Annotated in this window: 14 protein-coding genes; 9 read left to right on the forward strand and 5 right to left on the reverse strand. The window is 69.5% G+C overall.

Annotated features, from left to right (window positions below; genetic code table 11):
- The first annotated feature begins 68 nt into the window (after positions 1-68).
- A complete protein-coding gene (locus AB0N66_RS21950) occupies positions 69-1,565 on the forward strand; it encodes an SDR family NAD(P)-dependent oxidoreductase (protein ID WP_365437583.1) in 1,497 nt (498 codons plus the stop codon).
- 13 nt (positions 1,566-1,578) lie between these two features.
- On the opposite strand, the gene AB0N66_RS21955 is transcribed toward AB0N66_RS21950, so the two are convergent.
- The 3 genes from AB0N66_RS21955 to AB0N66_RS21965 all read right to left on the reverse strand — a co-directional run bounded on the left by AB0N66_RS21955 (position 1,579) and on the right by AB0N66_RS21965 (position 4,744).
- Positions 1,579-3,180: a serine hydrolase gene (locus AB0N66_RS21955; RefSeq protein WP_365437586.1), complete on the reverse strand. Its 1,602-nt coding sequence runs from the start codon at positions 3,178-3,180 to the stop codon at positions 1,579-1,581.
- 66 nt (positions 3,181-3,246) lie between these two features.
- Complete coding sequence (locus tag AB0N66_RS21960; protein ID WP_365437589.1) at positions 3,247-4,053, reverse strand: SDR family oxidoreductase; 807 nt, start codon at positions 4,051-4,053, stop codon at positions 3,247-3,249.
- Between the two features lie 109 nt (positions 4,054-4,162).
- Positions 4,163-4,744: an HD domain-containing protein gene (locus AB0N66_RS21965; RefSeq protein ID WP_365437591.1), complete on the reverse strand. Its 582-nt coding sequence runs from the start codon at positions 4,742-4,744 to the stop codon at positions 4,163-4,165.
- A gap of 489 nt (positions 4,745-5,233) precedes the next feature.
- On the opposite strand from AB0N66_RS21965, the gene AB0N66_RS21970 reads away from it, so the two are divergent.
- Both AB0N66_RS21970 and AB0N66_RS21975 read left to right on the forward strand, forming a co-directional pair.
- Positions 5,234-5,407 (forward strand): hypothetical protein, encoded by a 174-nt coding sequence (locus AB0N66_RS21970; RefSeq protein WP_365437594.1) that lies wholly within the window; start codon positions 5,234-5,236, stop codon positions 5,405-5,407.
- A 79-nt stretch (positions 5,408-5,486) separates the two neighbouring features.
- Complete coding sequence (locus tag AB0N66_RS21975; RefSeq protein WP_365437596.1) at positions 5,487-5,981, forward strand: N-acetyltransferase; 495 nt, start codon at positions 5,487-5,489, stop codon at positions 5,979-5,981.
- A gap of 1 nt (position 5,982) precedes the next feature.
- Here AB0N66_RS21975 and AB0N66_RS21980 read toward each other — a convergent pair whose 3' ends face one another.
- The gene (locus tag AB0N66_RS21980) at positions 5,983-7,323 is read right to left on the reverse strand and encodes an amidase family protein (protein WP_365437599.1); all 1,341 of its coding nucleotides are present in this window, start codon (positions 7,321-7,323) and stop codon (positions 5,983-5,985) included.
- 249 nt (positions 7,324-7,572) lie between these two features.
- Between AB0N66_RS21980 and AB0N66_RS21985 the strand changes: the two genes are divergently transcribed.
- Complete coding sequence (locus tag AB0N66_RS21985; RefSeq protein WP_365437602.1) at positions 7,573-9,966, forward strand: alpha-L-fucosidase; 2,394 nt, start codon at positions 7,573-7,575, stop codon at positions 9,964-9,966.
- A gap of 37 nt (positions 9,967-10,003) precedes the next feature.
- Here the strand turns inward: AB0N66_RS21985 and AB0N66_RS21990 are convergent, their stop codons facing one another.
- Positions 10,004-11,047, reverse strand: coding sequence for a LacI family DNA-binding transcriptional regulator (locus AB0N66_RS21990; RefSeq protein ID WP_365437605.1), 1,044 nt, complete (start codon positions 11,045-11,047; stop codon positions 10,004-10,006).
- Positions 11,048-11,295: 248 nt separating this feature from the next.
- Here AB0N66_RS21990 and AB0N66_RS21995 point away from each other — a divergent pair, with 248 nt between their 5' ends.
- The 5 genes from AB0N66_RS21995 to AB0N66_RS22015 are packed head-to-tail and all read left to right on the forward strand — an operon-like array spanning position 11,296 to position 17,741.
- Positions 11,296-12,585 carry an extracellular solute-binding protein gene (locus tag AB0N66_RS21995; protein WP_365437608.1) on the forward strand — a complete coding sequence of 430 codons (1,290 nt, stop codon included), beginning with the start codon at positions 11,296-11,298 and terminating at the stop codon, positions 12,583-12,585.
- A gap of 6 nt (positions 12,586-12,591) precedes the next feature.
- Positions 12,592-13,527 carry a sugar ABC transporter permease gene (locus tag AB0N66_RS22000; RefSeq protein ID WP_365437611.1) on the forward strand — a complete coding sequence of 312 codons (936 nt, stop codon included), beginning with the start codon at positions 12,592-12,594 and terminating at the stop codon, positions 13,525-13,527.
- Entirely contained in the window at positions 13,524-14,435 is a 912-nt protein-coding gene (locus AB0N66_RS22005) for a carbohydrate ABC transporter permease (RefSeq protein WP_365437613.1), read from the forward strand. Before AB0N66_RS22000 ends, AB0N66_RS22005 begins: the two co-directional genes overlap by 4 nt.
- Positions 14,436-14,478: 43 nt before the next feature.
- Complete coding sequence (locus AB0N66_RS22010) at positions 14,479-15,714, forward strand: glycosyl hydrolase (RefSeq protein WP_365437616.1); 1,236 nt, start codon at positions 14,479-14,481, stop codon at positions 15,712-15,714.
- Positions 15,715-15,740: 26 nt separating this feature from the next.
- Positions 15,741-17,741 carry an endo-beta-N-acetylglucosaminidase gene (locus AB0N66_RS22015; RefSeq protein WP_365437619.1) on the forward strand — a complete coding sequence of 667 codons (2,001 nt, stop codon included), beginning with the start codon at positions 15,741-15,743 and terminating at the stop codon, positions 17,739-17,741.
- Positions 17,742-17,750: the final 9 nt, after the last annotated feature.

The raw sequence follows: 17,750 nt of genomic DNA on the forward strand, positions 1-17,750 counted from the left end.
GTAAAATTCCGCCTTCGAAAGCGAGCGCGGTTCGAGCGCGGCGCGGAACCCTAGGAACGGCAACGGCGATGACGGTGACAGAGGACAGCCCGGCGACCCCCGCCGTGGACACGGCAGAGGTCGCGGAGGCGTCATACGGGCCCGGCATCGACCCTGAGCGGCTGGCCGTCTGCCTCGGCGTGCTCGACGAGCTGGAGAAGATCGACATCGACCACCCCGACGCAATCGCCGTCCGCCGTGCCACCGCGGGCGTCTACCGCACGGTCAAGCAGCGCCGCCGCCAGGACCGCCGGGCCGCCAAGACCGCCCACGACAAGGCGGTCACGGAGTCCACGGCCACCGGCTCCGCCCAGCGCATCGACGACGAGACGGAAGGCATCCTGCCCTCGTCCGTGACCGACGCCGGTGAGATCGCCGGGATACTCCAGCGCCCGCGCTCCTGCTACATCTGCAAGAAGCGGTACGTCGAGGTCGACTACTTCTACCACCAGCTCTGCCAGGAGTGCGCGGCCGAGAACCGGGCCCGCCGCGACGCCCGCACCGACCTCAGCGGCAAGCGCGCGCTGCTCACCGGAGGCCGCGCCAAGATCGGCATGTACATCGCGCTGCGGCTGCTCCGCGACGGCGCGCACACCACGATCACCACCCGCTTTCCGAACGACGCGATCCGCCGCTTCAAGGCCATGCCCGACAGCGACGAGTGGATCGGCCGTCTGAAGATCGTCGGCATCGACCTGCGCGACCCCGCCCAGGTCGTCGCACTCGCCGAATCCGTCGCCGCCGAGGGCCCGCTCGACATCCTGATCAACAACGCGGCCCAGACCGTACGCCGCTCGCCCGGCGCCTACAGCGAGCTGCTCGCCGCCGAGTCGGGCCCGCTGCCCGCCGGTGAGCTGCCGCCCGCCGAGGTGATCGGCACCTTCGGCTCGGGCGCCGTGGCCGCGCTCCCGGTCGCCGAGGGCGGTGCGCTGACCGCGAAGGAGGTCACCGACCTGGCGCTGGTGTCCGGCTCGGCGTCCCTGGAGCGGATCGCGGCCGGTACGGCCATCGACGCGGGCGGGCTCGTCCCCGACCTGCACGACACCAACAGCTGGATCCAGGCCGTCGAGGAGGTCACGCCGGTCGAGCTCCTGGAGGTCCAGCTCTGCAACTCCACCGCGCCGTTCATCCTGATCAGCCGTCTGCGCGCGGCGATGTCCGCGGCTGACGCCGACCGCACGTACATCGTGAACGTCTCCGCCATGGAGGGCGTCTTCAACCGCGGCTACAAGGGCGCGGGACACCCGCACACCAACATGGCCAAGGCCGCCCTGAACATGCTCACGCGCACCAGCGCCCAGGAGATGTTCGAGAAGGACCGCATCCTGATGACCGCCGTCGACACCGGCTGGATCACCGACGAGCGCCCGCACCCCGACAAGATGCGTCTCGCCGACGCGGGCTTCCACGCCCCGCTCGACCTCATCGACGGCGCGGCCCGCGTGTACGACCCGATCGTCCGCGGCGAGCAGGGCGAGGACCTGTACGGCGTGTTCATGAAGGACTACGCACCGGGCAAGTGGTGACCTGACGCCCGCTTCAGGGGCGGGTGAAGGTGCCCAGACCGTTCTCGTCGAAGGCCTCGACGGTCACCTTCCCCGCCTTCGCGCCGTCCGAGCCGCCCTTGAAGGTGACTCCGGACGGGCCGGTCGCGTTCTCGCCGACCGTCTCGAAGGAGAACGTGTCGCCGTCGAAGTGCGTGAGCCGGAACGTCATCGGCTCGGGGCCGAGGCTCATCGTCAGTTCACCGTTCTGTGCGGCGGTGACGGTGAGCGGACCGTAGAAGTCGTTGTCGTACGTGCCCGTGTACGTGTCGTCGGACCGGGCGCCGGCCGCGTTCGCCGGGGGCTTGGTGTAGTCGGTGGGGGAGCGGCCCGCATCCTCCTGCTGTTGGTACACCTGGTCGACCAGCGCGAGCCAGTCGGTCGTCGGCTTGCCGTACTGGGCGGTGTCGAAGAAGTCGAGCGCGACCGAGTCGGCGAGGCCCACGGGCGCCCCGTTGGTGAGCACCGCGATGCCGAGCTGCTCGCCCGGCAGCAAGGTCACGTTGGTGTTCGCGCCGAGCTCGAAGGCGCCGGAGTGGCTGAGGCGCAGTCGGCCCTGGTCGTCGTAGCTGACGTTCCAGCCGAGGCCGTAGAAGCCGGTGCGGCCCGCCGGGGCACGCGGCGGGCTGGTGACGATCTCAGGAAGGTGGGTGCGTTCCAGCGGGTCGGCGGGGATGATCTGCTCGCCGTCGAGCTTTCCGTTCGCGAGTTGCAGCCGCATCCAGGTGGCCATGTCGCGGGCCGTGGAACTCGCACCGCCCGCGGGCGACTGGGCGTCGGCGTCACGGACGTACTTGGCCTCCCAGGAGCCGTCCGCGTCCTTCACATGCGTGGCCGCCTTGTCCTTGGCCTTGTCGTAGTCGCTGAAGCGGGAGCTGGTGGAGTTCATGCCGGCCGGGTCGTAGAGCGTGTCCTCGGCGAGCTTCTCCCAGGTGGTGTCGTTCGCGTTCGCGACAGCCTGGCCCGCGGCGGTGACTCCGAAGTTGGTGTACGCGTAACTGGCGCGGAACGGCGAGAGCGGCTCGTACTTCAGATGCTCCAGGATGTACGTCCGGTCGAAGCCGAGGTCCTCGAGGAGGTCTCCGGAGTGGTCGGGCAGTCCGCTGCGGTGCGAGAAGAGGTCGGCGACAGTGACGTGCTCGGTGGCCCAGGGGTCCTTGAGCGCGAAGCGCGGCAGCTGCCCGGCCACGGGGTCGTCCCAGCCGATGGTCTTGTCGCCGACGGCGCCCGCGACCACGGTCGAGGCCAGCGGCTTGGACAGCGACGCCAGCTCGAAGACGGTGTCCGGGTCGACGGTTCCGGACGCCCCGACCCGACGCTCGCCGAAGCCCTTCAGATAGACGACCCGGTCCTTGTATACGACGGCCACGGCGACGCCGGGAACCCCGGTCTTCCGCATGCCGTCCTGGACGACGCGGTCGAGCGTGCCGACGGCGTCGTCCACCTTCGCCTGTGTGAGCTGCGGGGGCGGCTGAGGCGGCGGATCGGCTGCCGCGGCCGAGCCGGAGGCCGCGTAGCTCGCGGAGAGCAGGGAGGCCACAGCCGCTGCGATCAGCGCCGTCCTTCTGCGGGGTCTCGCCTGTCGCCGAACACCCATGGTCACCATTCAACGCGCGGTCGCGGCCATTGTCCTGCCGAGTTCGAGCGCTCTCCAGGACAGGTCCTAAGCGCCCGGCGCCCGTTTCCTCAGCCGCTCGTGCACCCCATGGCCGGGGGAGCCGGCGTAGGCGGCCCTGACCCGTGTCCCGCCGTCGACCAGCAGATCGGCACCGGTGATCCAGCCGGCCGCGTCCGAGGCCAGCCACGTCACCGCACGGGCGATGTCCTCGGGCTGCCCGATGCGGCCCAGGGGGAGGCCGGCGCCGAGCTCGTCCTCGGCGTCCTGCCACACGAAGCGGGCCATCTCCGTACGGACGAGTCCGGGGGAGACCGAGTTGACCCGCACCTTGGGGGCCAGCTCGCCCGCGAGCTGCTGGGTGAGGTGCAGCAGGGCGGCCTTGCTGGTGCCGTACGCGCCCACGTTGGGGCCGACGTGCCCGGCGCCCTCCGTGCAGATGTTCACGACCGTGCCGCCGTGCTCGCTCATCCACGCCCGCCAGGCGCACCGCACCAGCCGCAGCGGTGCCTCCACATTGACCGTGAACGCCTCGCGCCAGCGCTCCGGGTCGGCGTCCATGAGGGGGCCGTACGGCTCATTGGTCGCCGCGTTGTTCACCACGACGTCGATCCGCCCGAACTCCCGCAGCGTCAGCTCGGTCAGCGCCCGCAGATGTGCGGGGTCGGCGACCGAACCCGCGAGCCCGACGCCGCCGAGCCGCTCGGCGGCCAGACCCACCGCGTCCGCGTTCCGAGCGGTCAGGCACACCCGCGCCCCCGCTCCGGCGAGCGCCTCGGCGACGGCCAGGCCGATCCCGCGCGAGGCTCCGGTGACGATCGCGGCCCTGCCCTCGAGCCCGTACGGCGGCATCATCCGCGTACGGTCTCATGACGGTCCGTCAGTCAACAGCCCTCAGCGGTAAGCGCCTTCAGCCGTCGGCCGGTCGACAGCCCTCAGCGGTAAGCCCTCGGCCCTCGGCCGGTCACCAGCCCCGTGCCGTCGGCCGGTTCCCGGCCCCGAGCCGTGAGTGCTGTGTCGCCACGAGCTCCAGGACCGTACGCCAGTCCTCCATGACCCCCGCGTCGAGGCCGACGACCTTGCCCGCGTCGTCCGCCTGCCGCAGTGTGACCGCGTCCTCGGCGAACGGATCCCGCTCGAACGAGGCTGCCTCAAGGGGGGTCATCGCACCACCCTGCACGGTCAGGGTCAGTGCGCTCTGGGCCGACAGCCCGCGGCCCGGCGAGGTCGTGGCCAGATAGCGCTTCGCCGCCACGTGCAGTCGTACGAGGCGGGAGACCCGTTCGCCGAGCAGTGGCTGCAGCGCGTCGGCCGCGTGGTCGGCGTGACCGGCGTCGTCGCCCGGCCTGAGCAGGTGCCCGATGTCGTGAACCAGGCCCGCCACCTGGAGTTCCTTGTCCGCGGGATGACCACGGCGCAGCAGCGCGGCGGTCTGCAGGGCGTGATCGTGCAGATCGACCGGGTCGCCACTGCGGTCCGGGGTGTCCCAGGCCCCCCGGCAGGCGTGCAGCAGATCCATCAGCTCCTCGACGCCGCGCAGCTCCATGCGTCAGTCCTCCCGCGAGAAAAGCCGTTGCGGAGCGTCAGCAGATCATGGCCTCCTTGCGAACCGGCCAACGGGATCTGAACTGCGCCCCGTGTTCCGCGATGACTGCGACGGTCCTCGGCGCCCCGCATCCATGGTCGGTATTGAGCCGAACGGGTGGCGACGAAGAGGTCTAAATATTTCAAATCGCCGCAGACCGGGGCTGGATGGACACTGAATGACGCGAGACGGTTACCTCATGTTTTCAGCCCCATAGAGCGGGCACCCGCTCATTTGGTTACTCTGTACCGGACGGGCAGCCATACTGGGTTCCACCCACACCCACGGTCCGTCCCGGGACATGCCGGTCATCACGGCCTGCTCTCGCACGAGTTACCGGCGCCACCGCGTCCCTAACTGCCTTCGACTCATACCCGAGTGGACGTCAGGTGACCGGCAGTTGACTGGCCTTTACGTCCCGAGGGTGACCCGACACATAAGGAGTGCGCGGTGACACCGGAGAAGAATCGCGAACAGCGCCCCAGTGAAGGCACGGAGCGTGCGGGCCGTCGGCCCGAGAAGAAGCTCGGCAGCCTCGACGTGTGGGCCAGGTCGGCCCCGATCCGCCTGGCGGGTTACGAGGACGACCTCGCCGAGCCGCACATCCTGCCCAGCGTCGACTGACCCTGGCAGAACCCGTCGCGATCCCCCCGGCAGGACCCATCGCGAACCCTGACAGCATGGGCGTGTCAGACTCACGCCCATGCTGATCAGAGAGATCCGGGAAGCCACAGCCGACGACTGGCCGCGGATCTGGCCTTTCTGGCACCGGATCGTCTCCGCAGGCGAGACCTACACCTGGGACCCGGACACCTCCGAGGAAGCGGCCCGTGCCCTGTGGATGGCGCCGGGCAAGCGCGTGTACGTCGCCGAGGACCCGACGACCGGAGCCATCGTCGGCTCGGCCTTCGTCACCGCCAACTACGGCGGTCCCGCCGACCGGATCGCCAACGCCGGGTTCATGGTCGACGCCGAGTACGGCGGGCGGGGCATCGGCCGCGCCCTCGCCGAGCACGTCCTCACCGCGGCGAAGGCGGACGGCTACCGGGGCATGGTGTTCAACGCCGTCGTGGAGACCAACCCGGCCGTCAGGCTGTGGACTTCGCTCGGCTTCACCATTCTGGGTACCGTGCCGGACGCTTTCGAGCACCCCCGGCACGGACGGGTGGGGCTGCACATCATGTACCGGGCGCTTTAGCTCAATCCAGTGGTGCCGTACGCCGCCACGGGCGCAGCTCCTCCAACTGCCCTGCCAGGGCGAGGAGATCGAGCTCTGAACCCGGGCGCCCGACCAGTTGTACGGCGCACGGGGCGCCGCCCGGCAGCGTGCCGAACGGCACCGACAGCGCGGGCCAGCCGGTGAGGTTCCACGGCGGAGTCAGTGGCGAGTAGTTCGTGTTGACCAGCAGATTTCGCAGCCAGCCCCGCTCGTGCCAGGCCGCGGCGGCCGGACCCCGCCGGGCCAGCGCAGGAGTGATCAGCACGTCGTGCTCGGCGAAGAACGGTTCCAGACGCCTGCGCAGCTGTTCGCGGCGGTCACTCTTGCGGACGCTGTTGAGGAAGCGGCGTCCCACCGCGGCGTGCACGCGGGTGCGCCGGGTGAGCAGGCGCGGGTCGAGCTCCGCGGCGTCCACGGCGGTGCCCGCCGTCCAGTGCGCGAGTGAGGTCGTGCTCAGCCAGAGGGGGTACGGCGGGTCGGCGGCCCTTACCCGGTGGCCCACCGTGGCCAGCAGCTCCGCCGCCTCCCGGGCCGCGGCCCGGTACGGCCGGGTGACCCTCACGCCGACCAGGGGGCTGCGTACGGAGACGGCAACCTTGCGGGCTTCCTTACCCGACGGACGTACGGCCTCGGTGCCGGCCAGCACCGCGAACATCAGGCGCGCGTCCTCGACCGTGGTCGCCAGCGGCCCGTTCTCCGACATGCCGAACCAGTCGCCGTGACCGATTCCGGCCGGGACCGTGCCATGGCCCGGCTTCAGGCCGACCAGGCCGCAGTTGGCGGCCGGGATACGCAGCGATCCCATGCCGTCGTTGCCGAGCGCGATCGGCACCATCCCGGCGGCGACCGCGGCCGCACTGCCACCCGAGGAGCCGCCCGCCGTGCGTGAGGTGTCCCACGGGTTGCGCGCGATGCCGTGCACGCCGTCGGTGGTGCCGAAGACGCAGAGCTCGGGCACGTTCGTCAGACCCACGACTACGGCGCCCGCCGCGCGGAGTCGTTGCACGGTGGCGTGGTCGTCGTCGGCGGGCTTGTCCGGGGTGGCGGCGGAGCCGAGGCGGTTGGACTCGCCGCGTACCGGGAGGTTGTCCTTGACGGCCACGGGCACGCCCGCGAGGGGGAGTCGGTCGAGATCCCGTGTCGCCAGCTCGTCGGCCTCGGCGAGTGCCGCCTCCGCCCGCAGCGTGCGGAAAGCGCCGACGCGGCTGTCGAGCAGCTCGATCCGGGCGAGGTGTTCGGCCACCACCTCACGGGGCGTGACCCGCTTCTCCCGTACGGCTGCGGCGATCTCAGCGGCGCTCCGGCCGACCCAGACGGTCACGGGGGACTCCTTTGTGTACCGGTGAGTAGTACGAGGTGCACTCTGCCCTCGGCGCGGTGTCCCGTCGAGAGCCGGGGGCCTCCGAACTCCGGGAAGGGTTCTCCCACGGCCTTGCGCGAGGGCTGTCTCATGCCCGCACAACGCGCGAGATCATCCGATCACTTACTCAACTTCCTTCGCTGCGCACTCCATTGACAGGTTCTGGTGACAGCTCGATCATCAGACATCCGATGAATGGGAGAGCCGCCCATGAGTGCGTATCCAAGACGTCAGATACTGGGAGCCGCGGCCGGAGTCGCCGTAGCCGCCACCCTTCCCCTCGCCGCCACCGCGGAAGCGCGGTCCGCGGACGGACAGGGAGACCAGGACGGACAGGGAATCCAGGATGGACAGGGGAGCCAGGACGGACAGGGGAACCAATGGGTCCCGGTCCCCGACCCGGTGCCCGTGCCGCTCGACGCCCACCTCGACAACGACGGCATCGACACCGCCGGCGCGCCGGGCGGGAGCTTCGACGGCTCGGGCTACACGTTCCCGGGCGAGGAACTCCCGGCGGGCCCGGTCGAGGTCGACGGCATCGCCTTTGTCTTCCCGTCCGCCGAGGCGGGCGCCAAGAACAACGTGGTCGCCCTCGGCCAGCGCATCGAACTGCCCAGGGGGAGCTACCTGTCGGCCCTGTTCCTCACGGCGGGCAGCTATGGCAACGCGTCCGGCAAGGCCACCGTGCACTACGCGGACGGCTCCACGACGAGCGCAGGTCTCGGCGGCTCGGACTGGTACTCGGCGGGCGGCTCACTGTCGGCGCCGTACCGCTACCGACCGGACGGCAGCAAGGACGAGCACCGTGTCGGCATCGGCACGGCGGAGGTCTGGATCGACTCGGCGCGCGAGGCGGTCGCCCTGACACTGCCGACCACCAACCCCGCCCAGGAGAACAAGCCGTCCCTGCACGTCTTCGCCCTCTCACTCCAGCCGGCCGCCCAGGGACGGGCGTTGGCCGTGCGGGACGCGCACTCCACCTTCTCTCTCCTGGAATCGAGCGGCGCCCAGAGCGTCGAGGCCACCGTCGTCAACGCCGGCACGGTCGCCGTTTTCGCCGGTGACCGGGTGTCGGTCGACGTCGATGTGCCGGGCGCCCGCACCGTCGAGCCCGCGAGCGTGATCCGCCTCGACCCCGGCGAACAGGCGCGCGTCCGCGTCGGCATCCGCAACCGCGTGGGGACGACGCCGGGGACACTGCAGGACGGCCAGGTCGTCGTCAGCGGGCGTGGCAGACAAGTCACGACCAGCAGCAGACAGTTGACCCTCGGCGTCCCCGACTATGAGCCCACCGAAGCATCGCTGACAGGCCATCAGGCGCCCTACTGGTTCCACCGTGCCAAGTTCGGCATCTTCATCCACTGGGGCGTGTACTCGGTGCCCGCCTGGTCGCCGGTCGGCAAGCAGTACGCCGAGTGGTACTGGAACCACATGGAGAGCCCGGACAACGAGGTGTACGCCTACCACCGGGAGACATACGGCGAGGACTTCGCGTACGACGACTTCATCCCGATGTTCACGGCGAAGAAGTTCAACCCGCGGGCGTGGGTGGAACTGTTCCGGGACGCGGGCGCGCAGTACCACGTCCTGACCTCGAAACACCATGAGGGCTTCGCACTGTGGGACACCAAGTTCGCCGACCGTAACTCCGTGAAGATGGGCCCGAAGCGCGATCTGATCCGCGAACTCTTCGACGCCTCCACGCAGTTCACACCCGAGCTGAAGCGCGGCCTGTACTTCTCGATGCCCGAGTGGTTCAACCCGGACAACCCGTGGATGGGCCACGCCCCGCGCAACCCGTACACCCTGGAGCCGCTCCCGTACACCGGATACACCGCGGGCAAGGACTATGTGAAGGACTATCAGGCCCCGCAGATGCTGGAACTGATCCACGGCTACGACCCGGCCCTGATCTGGTGCGACATCGGCGGCGCGAACGACAGCATCGAGGTGCTCGCCGAGTACTTCAACCACGGCAAGAACAGGCGCAAGCCGTACGAGGTGACGGTCAACGACCGTTCGGGGATCGGCTTCCACGACTTCACGACCCCCGAGTACACGACGTACGAGAACACCGTCGTCGCCAAGTGGGAGTCCAGCCGTGGTCTCGACCCGCGCAGCTACGGCTACAACCGGGCGACCCCGGACGACGCCTACATGACCACCGAGGAGGTCGTGCGGAGCCTCGTCGACATCGTCTCCAAGAACGGCAACTTCCTCCTCGACATCGGCCCGCGCGCCGACGGCACCATCCCTGAGATCATGGAGACCCGGCTGCGCGAGACCGGCCGCTGGCTGAAGACCAACGGCGAGGCGATCTACGACACGACGTACTGGTCGCGGATGGCGGAACTCGGCGCGGACCTGCGCTTCACGGTCAAGCAGAACAAGGCCTTCTACATCCACTCGCTGACCGCTCCCGGCAGCAAGCTGACCGTCGAGGCGCCGGTACCGATCCGCAGCGGGGACAAGGTCACCATGCTCGGCTACCACCGCCCGCTGACCTGGACGGTCAGCAACGGGTCGCTGGTGATCGACGTGCCGGAGGGTGCCCGTAAGGCCGGGCAGTATGTGTGGGTGTTCAAGGTGGGCTGGCAGAGCTGATGTTCGTGGGCGGACGTCCTGGGCGACGTCCGCCCCTTCATCTGCCGCGGGGCCCCGTACTGTCCCGCTCGATCAGCCGAGGCACCGGCACCTGCACCGTCCGTGCCGGACCGCCGTCAAGGAGCGCGGTCAGCTCCTGCGCGGCCGTGCGGCCGAACTCCACGGTGTCGCGGGAGAGCGCGGACAGCCACGGCCTGACCATGCGGCACAGCGCGGAGTCCTCCCAGGCCACGACCGAGACGTCACCGGGCACGGAGAAGCCCAGCTCGGTGGCGGCGGCGACCCCGGCGACGGCCATCACGTCGTTGTCGTAGACCAGCGCGGTCGGCGGGGTGCCGCCTTCCAGGACGCGGCGGGTGACGGCTGTGCTCTCGGTGTCCGAGTAGTCCGTGGGGACGGAACGGACCTCGGTCAGTCCCCGGCGCTCGGCCTCGGCGCGCAGGGTACGGATCCGGCGCTCGGTGTGGGCGAGTCCTGGCAGTCCCGCGATGTGCACTATCCGGCGGTGGCCGAGAGCGTACAACTCGTCCACGACCGCGGCCATCGCGGCCGCGTCGTCGGCCCAGACGATGGAAAGGCCGGGGTGCCGGGCGTCCGGCACGCCGCCGATGACCACGGCGGGCAGGCCCAGCTCGTCGAGGAGGTCCGGACGCGGATCGTCGACGCGCGGGTCGACGACCAGCACTCCGTCCACGCGGTGCTCGGCCCACCAGCGCCGGTAGACCGCGCATTCGGCGGCCACGTCCTCCACCACCTGGAAGAGCAGGCCGAGGTGACGCTCCGCCAGCACTTCCTGGATGCCGGAGACGAGCTGGAGGAAGAAGGAGTCCACGCCGAGCGTGTCCGCGGGCCGTGCCAGCACGAAACCGACCGTGGCCGCGCCCTCCCCGGACAGCGCGCGTGCCGCCGTACTCGGTCGCCAGCCCAGCTGTTCGGCGACCCGGCGGACCCGGTCGCGGGTGATCTCGGAGACTCCGGGCCGGTCGTTGAGCGCGAAGGAGACCGCGCTCTCGGAGACTCCTGCGCGGCGCGCGATGTCCTTCATCGTCGGCCGGCGTGCCGGAGACCGCTTGGCTGGCACCCTTGCTCCCCGTTCTTTCGAGACCTTCTTCCGGAGTCATCCGAGGCCGTGTACTAATGCGCTTGAGCTGATGCAATCTAAAGCGCATTAGTGATCGATTGCAAGAGGCTGGCCGCACGACTCTGACCTGCAATATTGCGCTACTAATGAATTTAGCTCGCACCAATCCATTGACTTCCCCCGCGAGTTGCCTGCAAGGTCTGCCCCGGCACTGTTCGCCCATCCTGCCGCAAAGGAGCCCGGTCACCGTGCGCACATCTCGCAGAGCACTCGCCGCTGCCGCCATCGCCCTCGTCCTGCCGCTGAGCGCCTGCGGCTCCGGGGACGGCGGAAGCGGCTCGACGGACGCCTCCGGCAAGGTCGAGGGCGACATCACCTTCCAGACCTGGAACCTCCAGGCCAACTTCAAGTCGTACTTCGAGGGCGTGGTCGCCGACTTCGAGAAGAAGTACCCGGACACGAACGTGAAGTGGATCGACCAGCCCGCCGAGGGCTACGCCGACAAGATCAGCGCGGACGCGGCCGGCGGCACCCTGCCCGACGTCGTGAACGTCTCCCCGGACCTCGTCGCTCCGCTCGCGAAGGCCGGCCTCGCGCTCGACCTCGACAAGGCCGCCTCGAAGTACCAGAAGGAGTACCTGGACGGCGCCTGGGCCAGCCACCAGATACCGGGCATGACCGGGACGTACGCCTTCCCCTGGTACCTCAACACCGGCCCGCTCTTCTACAACAAGTCGCTCTTCGAGGACGCCGGGCTCGACGCCTCCAAGCCTCCGACGACGTACGACGAACTCTTCAGCGACGCCCTGGAGCTGGCGGAGAAGAGTGACGGCAAGGTGGCCACCCTCGCCAACGTACCCACGATCGAGGACTTCGGCCGCTACGGCGTCGAGCTGATGAACAAGGAAGGCACCGGCTTCGCCTTCAACGACGCCAAGGGGATCGAACTCCTCACCAAGTACAAGGAGTTGTACGACGCCAAGGCGCTGGACTCGCAGGCGCTGACCGCGACCCCCGAGTCGTCCGGCAAGAAGTTCCTCACCGGGGCCGTCGCCATGAACCCGGGAAGCGCCCTGGACCTGGAGAACTTCAAGAAGCAGGCGCCGAACCTCTACAAGAACATCGGCATCACGGACCAGATCACCAGCACCGGCAAGGTGAACATGTACGTGATGGGCGTGATGGTGAACTCGCAGACCAAGCACACCGCGGCCGCGGTCGCCTTCGCACACTTCGTCACCGACGCGCAGAACCAGATGTCGTTCGCGAAGCAGGTCGCGATCTTCCCGAGCACCGCGGGATCGCTGGACGACCCGTACTTCACCAAGGAGGACGGGACCGATGTGACGCGGGTGCGGGTGGCCGCCGCCAAGTCCCTCAAGAACGCGGTGAATTACACGCCGGTCCTGTTCAGCGAGCAGATGAAGACCGAGCTGCGCAACGAGGTCGCCAAGGCGCTCCAGGGCAAGCAGAGCCCCAAGGAAGCCCTCGACAACGCTGTCAAGGCCTGTGACAAGCTGCTCGAACAGCAGGGCTGACCAGATATGGCAAGCTCCTCCACCGTTTCCGACGGAGTCCGGCGCGGCAGCCGGGTGAAGCGCCCACCGGGTGTGCGGCGCCATCTGCCCACCAGCCCCTGGCTGTTCGCCGCCCCCGGGATGCTGATCATCGGCATCTTCATCCTGTACCCGTTCGTCTCCACTCTGATCAACTCCTTCACCGACCGGCGGACGCTGATCCCCGGCGAGTTCGTGGGCCTGGCCAACTTCCGGGAGCTGCTGCACGACGACATGTTCTGGATCGGGCTGCGCAACAGCACGCTGTACGTCCTCGGGGTCGTCCCCGCGCTCGTCCTGCTGCCGCTGCTGCTCGCCCTGCTCGTCCAGAAGAACATCCCCGGCATCGCCTTCTTCCGGTCGGCCTTCTACACCCCGGTGGTCGCGTCGATCGTCGTGGTCGGGCTCATCTGGGTGTGGCTCCTGGACGAACGCGGCTTGGTGAACGCCCTGTTGGAGGCGATCGGGGTCGGCAAGGTCGGCTTCCTCAGCGACCAGTGGCTGCTTCTGCTGAGCGCCATGGCCGTCACGGTCTGGAAGGGCCTCGGCTACTACATGATCATTTACCTGGCCGCGCTCGCCAATGTGCCGCGCGAGCTGCACGAGGCCGCGTCGGTGGACGGCGCGGGCGCGGTACGCCGCTTCCTCACGGTCACCGTGCCCGCCGTCCGCTCCACGATGGTGCTGGTCGGCGCACTGTCGTCGGTGGCCGCCTTCAAGGTCTTCTCCGAGGTCTATCTGATGGCCGGTCCTGACGGCGGCCCGGCGGGCGAGGACACCACCCTCGTCATGCTCGTCCAGCGCACCGGCACCGGCCTGACCGGCCGCGTCGGCTACGCCTCCGCCATCTCGGTCGTCGTCTTCGTCGTCACCGTCGCGCTGATGCTGCTCGTGCTGCGCGCCGACCGGAAGGAGGACGCGTGAGTGTGTTGGAGAAGACCCGTCCGGTGGAGCGACCGGAAGCCCCGCACAAGCCCCGCCGTCGTATCACCGACGAGCAGGGCCGCCGCGTACGCGCCTGGGAACTCGCCCTGCGCTACCTGCTGTTGCTCGCCGTGCTAGCCCTCACCATCGGGCCCTTCGTATGGCAGCTGTCCACCTCGCTCAAGGGCCCGACCGAGGACATCTACAGCTCGCCGCCCAAGTTCCTGCCGAGCGACCCGACACTCCACAACTACGACCGCGTCGCCGAGATCATCCCCGTCTGGGACTACGCCCTCAACTCCTTGAAGGTCGCGGGCGCCAACGTCGTGACGAACTGCGTCGGTTCGGCCCTCGCTGGCTACGCCCTGGCCCGGATGCGCTACCGGGGCCGACGCGTGGCCACCCTCGTCTTCATCCTCGCGATGCTGGTCCCCACGGAGAGCATCATCATCGCCCAGTTCACCACCATGCGGGAACTCGGCCTGAACAACACCCTCATCGGGGTGATGCTGCCGGCCTGCGTCAGTTCCATGAACGTCCTGCTGATGCGCAACGCCTTCCTCAACCTCCCGTACGAGATCGAGGAGGCCGCCTTCGTCGACGGGGCGAACGCCTGGCAGCGGTTCCTGCGGATCGCGCTGCCGTCGGTGAAGGGGACCCTCGCCGTCGTCGCGATCTTCGCCTTCATGGGCGCCTGGGACGACTTCCTGTGGCCGCTCATCGTGCTCAGCGATCCGTCGAAGTTCACCCTGACCATCGGCCTCAACTATCTGCACGGCACCTTCGCCAACGACGAACGGCTCGTCGCCGCGGGCACGATCATCGCCGTGGCACCGCTGATCGCTCTCTTCGCCTGTCTCCAGCGGTACTTCTTCCGCGGGGTCGGCGAGGGCGCGGTCAAGGGCTGACCTGCCCGGACCTTTCCGTACATCCGATTCGCAAGGATCCCGCATGCCTGCTGCCGTGCGCTTCGGCGTCAACTACACCCCGAGCGTCGGGTGGTTCCACCACTGGCTCGACTTCGACCTCGACGCCGTACGCGCCGATCTGGACTCGATCGCCGCGCTCGGCCTGGACCACATCCGGGTCTTCCCGCTGTGGCCCTACTTCCAGCCCAACCGCACCCTGATCCGCCCGCGCGCCGTGGAGCAGCTCGTCGCGCTCGCCGACGCCGCCGCCGAACGCGGACTCGACGTCAACGTCGATGGTCTGCAAGGGCACTTGTCGAGTTTCGACTTCCTGCCCGCGTGGACCCAGACCTGGCACCGGCGGAACATCTTCACCGACCCGGAAGTGGTCGAGGGCGAAGCCGAGTACCTGCGGGTGCTCGCCGCCGCGCTCGCCGACCGGCCGAACTTCATCGGCATGACGATCGGCAACGAGGTCAACCAGTTCGCGGCCGGTCCGCATCCCGACCCGGACCGCATCACGCCGGACCAGGCAGCGGCGTGGCTCCAGCGGCTGCTCGCCGCCTGCGAGGAGGGCGCGCCGGGCAAGCTGCATCTGCACGCCTCGTACGACGCCGCCTGGTACCAGGACGACCAGCCGTTCACCCCCGAGCACTCGGCGCGGCTCGGCGCGGTCACCGCCGTGCACTCCTGGGTGTTCAACGGCACCGCCCAGCGCCACGGCCGTACGGGTGTCGCAACCGAACACCACGCCGCGTACCTCATCGAGCTGTCCAAGGCGTGGGCTGACAACCCGCACCGCCCGGTGTGGCTCCAGGAGGTCGGCGCGCCCGCGCCGCTGATCCCGGCCGGGCACGCGGCCGCGTTCACCGAGGCGACCGTGGCGAACGCCCTCGACTGCACCGACGTATGGGGCATCACCTGGTGGTGCTCGCACGACGTGAGCCGCGACCTCGCCGACTTCCCCGAACTCGAGTACAGCCTCGGCCTGTTGACCAACGACCGGCAGACCAAACCCGCGGGTCACGCCATCGCGCGGATCATCGAGGAGCGGCGTGTGTACGCACCCGCACCCCGGACCACGGCGCTAGTGGTAGAGACCACTCCGGATGGCCGTTCGGTCTGTGCTCCGGGTGGGCAGGTCTTCGAGGCCTTTGCCCGGCTGACCGCGGACGGGGCCCGCCCCACCACCGTTCTCGCGAGCCGCGCCGACGACAAGGAACACCTCGGGGCCCGTGGCATCACCGAAGTCGTCACACCCGATCAGGTCACCGAGTAGCCCCCCACGACCATACGGAGCACGCAGTGAACCTCAGCAGACGCACCGTTCTGCTTGCCGGAGCCGGCGCCGCCGCCGGACTCGTCCCCGGCCTCTCCGGTACGGCCGTCGCCGCCACCGGCGACCTTCAGCCGTACGCCTCCTACTGGTACCCCGACTCGCTGCCCTCCGGCACCCCGGGCACCGGTATCACCTGGCGCAGCCTCAAATCCTGGAGCGCCGCGAGCGACGCCGACCTGGCGTTCAACAGCGCGTCCGTGCCGCTCGCCGCACGGTTCACGCCGACCCCGGCGAACACGACCGCCCGCAGCGGGCAGGCCCGTATCCAGTCCCTCGTCTCCTTCGGCCCCACGGCGAGCAACCCCTCGCAGGGCGCGGCCACCGCCGACTACTACGCGCTCACCCACTGGGCGTACGTCGACGAACTCATCTTCTGGGGCGGCTCGTCGGGCGAGGGCCTGATCCTCGCCCCGAACGCACCCGTCGTCGACGCGGCCCACCGCCACGGCGTGCCCGTCCTCGGCAACGTCTTCCTGCCGCCCGTCGCCTACGGGGGACAGCTCCAGTGGACCCGCGACCTGGTGCAGAAGGACGCCACCGGGCACTACCCGCTCGCCGCCCAACTCGTCGCGGTCGCCGAGGCGTACGGCTTCGACGGCTGGTTCGTGAACGCCGAGACGAGCGGCGGCAACGCCGCGCTCGCCACCGACATGCTCGGCTTCCTGAAGGAACTCAAGGCGCTGGGCACGGCGAAGGGCCAGCGCGTCACCTGGTACGACTCGATGACCGTCGGCGGTTCGGTGAGCTGGCAGGGCGCGCTGAACAGCCAGAACCAGACGTTCTTCCAGTCCGCCGACTCCATGTTCATCGACTTCCGCTGGTCGGCGACCAGCCTGGCCTCCTCGGGGACGCTGGCGCAGCAACTCGGGCGCAACCGCTACGAGTTGTGGACGGGCGTCGATGTGGAGGCCAGTGGCACGAGCAAGTCCGTCAACTGGAACGCGATCGTGCCGACCACCGCGGCCCATGTCACCTCCATCGGCTTCTACCGGCCCGAGTGGACCCGCAACCATCTGCCCGCGAGCCGTACCCCCGGCGATTTCCACGCCTCCGACGACCTGTTCTGGACCGGCGCCACCCTCGACCCCTCCAAGCCCAACCTGACGGCCACGTGGCGCGCCCCGGCCGTCTCCGTCGCCGACCGCTCGACCGTCAGCTCCGTCCCCTTCGCGAGCGCCTTCAACACGGGCCACGGACTGAAGTGGTACGAGGACGGTGCGGCGATCTCGGACGCGGCCTGGAACCACCTCGGTCTCCAGGACCGGCTGCCGTCCCGCCGCTGGGTCGTGCGGACCACGGGCCAACGCCCCGCCGTCACCTTCGACTTCGCGGATGCCTGGCGCGGCGGCAGCAGTGTCCTTGTCGACGGCGCCCTGGATGCGCCGACCACGCTTGACCTCTACTCGACAGAGCTGTCGCTCGGCGCGGACACGGTGGTCGAGCTGACCCACCGCGCCGACTCCGGAAGCGTGCAGGTCGAGCTGGCCGTCGCCACCGCCGAGCCGGACACGGCGGGAGGGGCGCCCCCGTACACGTACTTCCCCGTGAGCACGGGTGATGGCTGGGGGACCTCGACCGTGCGGTTGACGGGACTGTCGGGGGAGATACGGGCCCTGGGCGTCCGGCTCACCGCCACCAGTGGTCCGGTGCGCTGGCGGCTGGGCGGGCTCGCTGTGCGGGACGAGGTGGTGACCCCCGCCGCGCCCACCGGCCTGGTCGTCACGGACGCCGACACGGGCAGCCTGCGCTTCGCTTGGGAGGGCGCCCCCGGCCCCGTACGCCACTACGAGCTGTACCGGACGCTCCCCGACGGCACCCGACGCTTCCTCGGCGGCACCTGCCAGCACGCGTTCTACGTCGGCGGTCTCGTCCCTGAGCAGGGGGAGAGCGCCGCAGGGTTCGAACTGCGCGCGGTTGGGGAGCTGTTCACCGTCTCGCCCGCCGCCACGACCACCCACACCTGGTAGAAGGCACCA

Origin of the sequence: Streptomyces sp. NPDC093544 (assembly GCF_040683495.1) — a bacterium.
Lineage (GTDB): Bacteria > Actinomycetota > Actinomycetes > Streptomycetales > Streptomycetaceae > Streptomyces.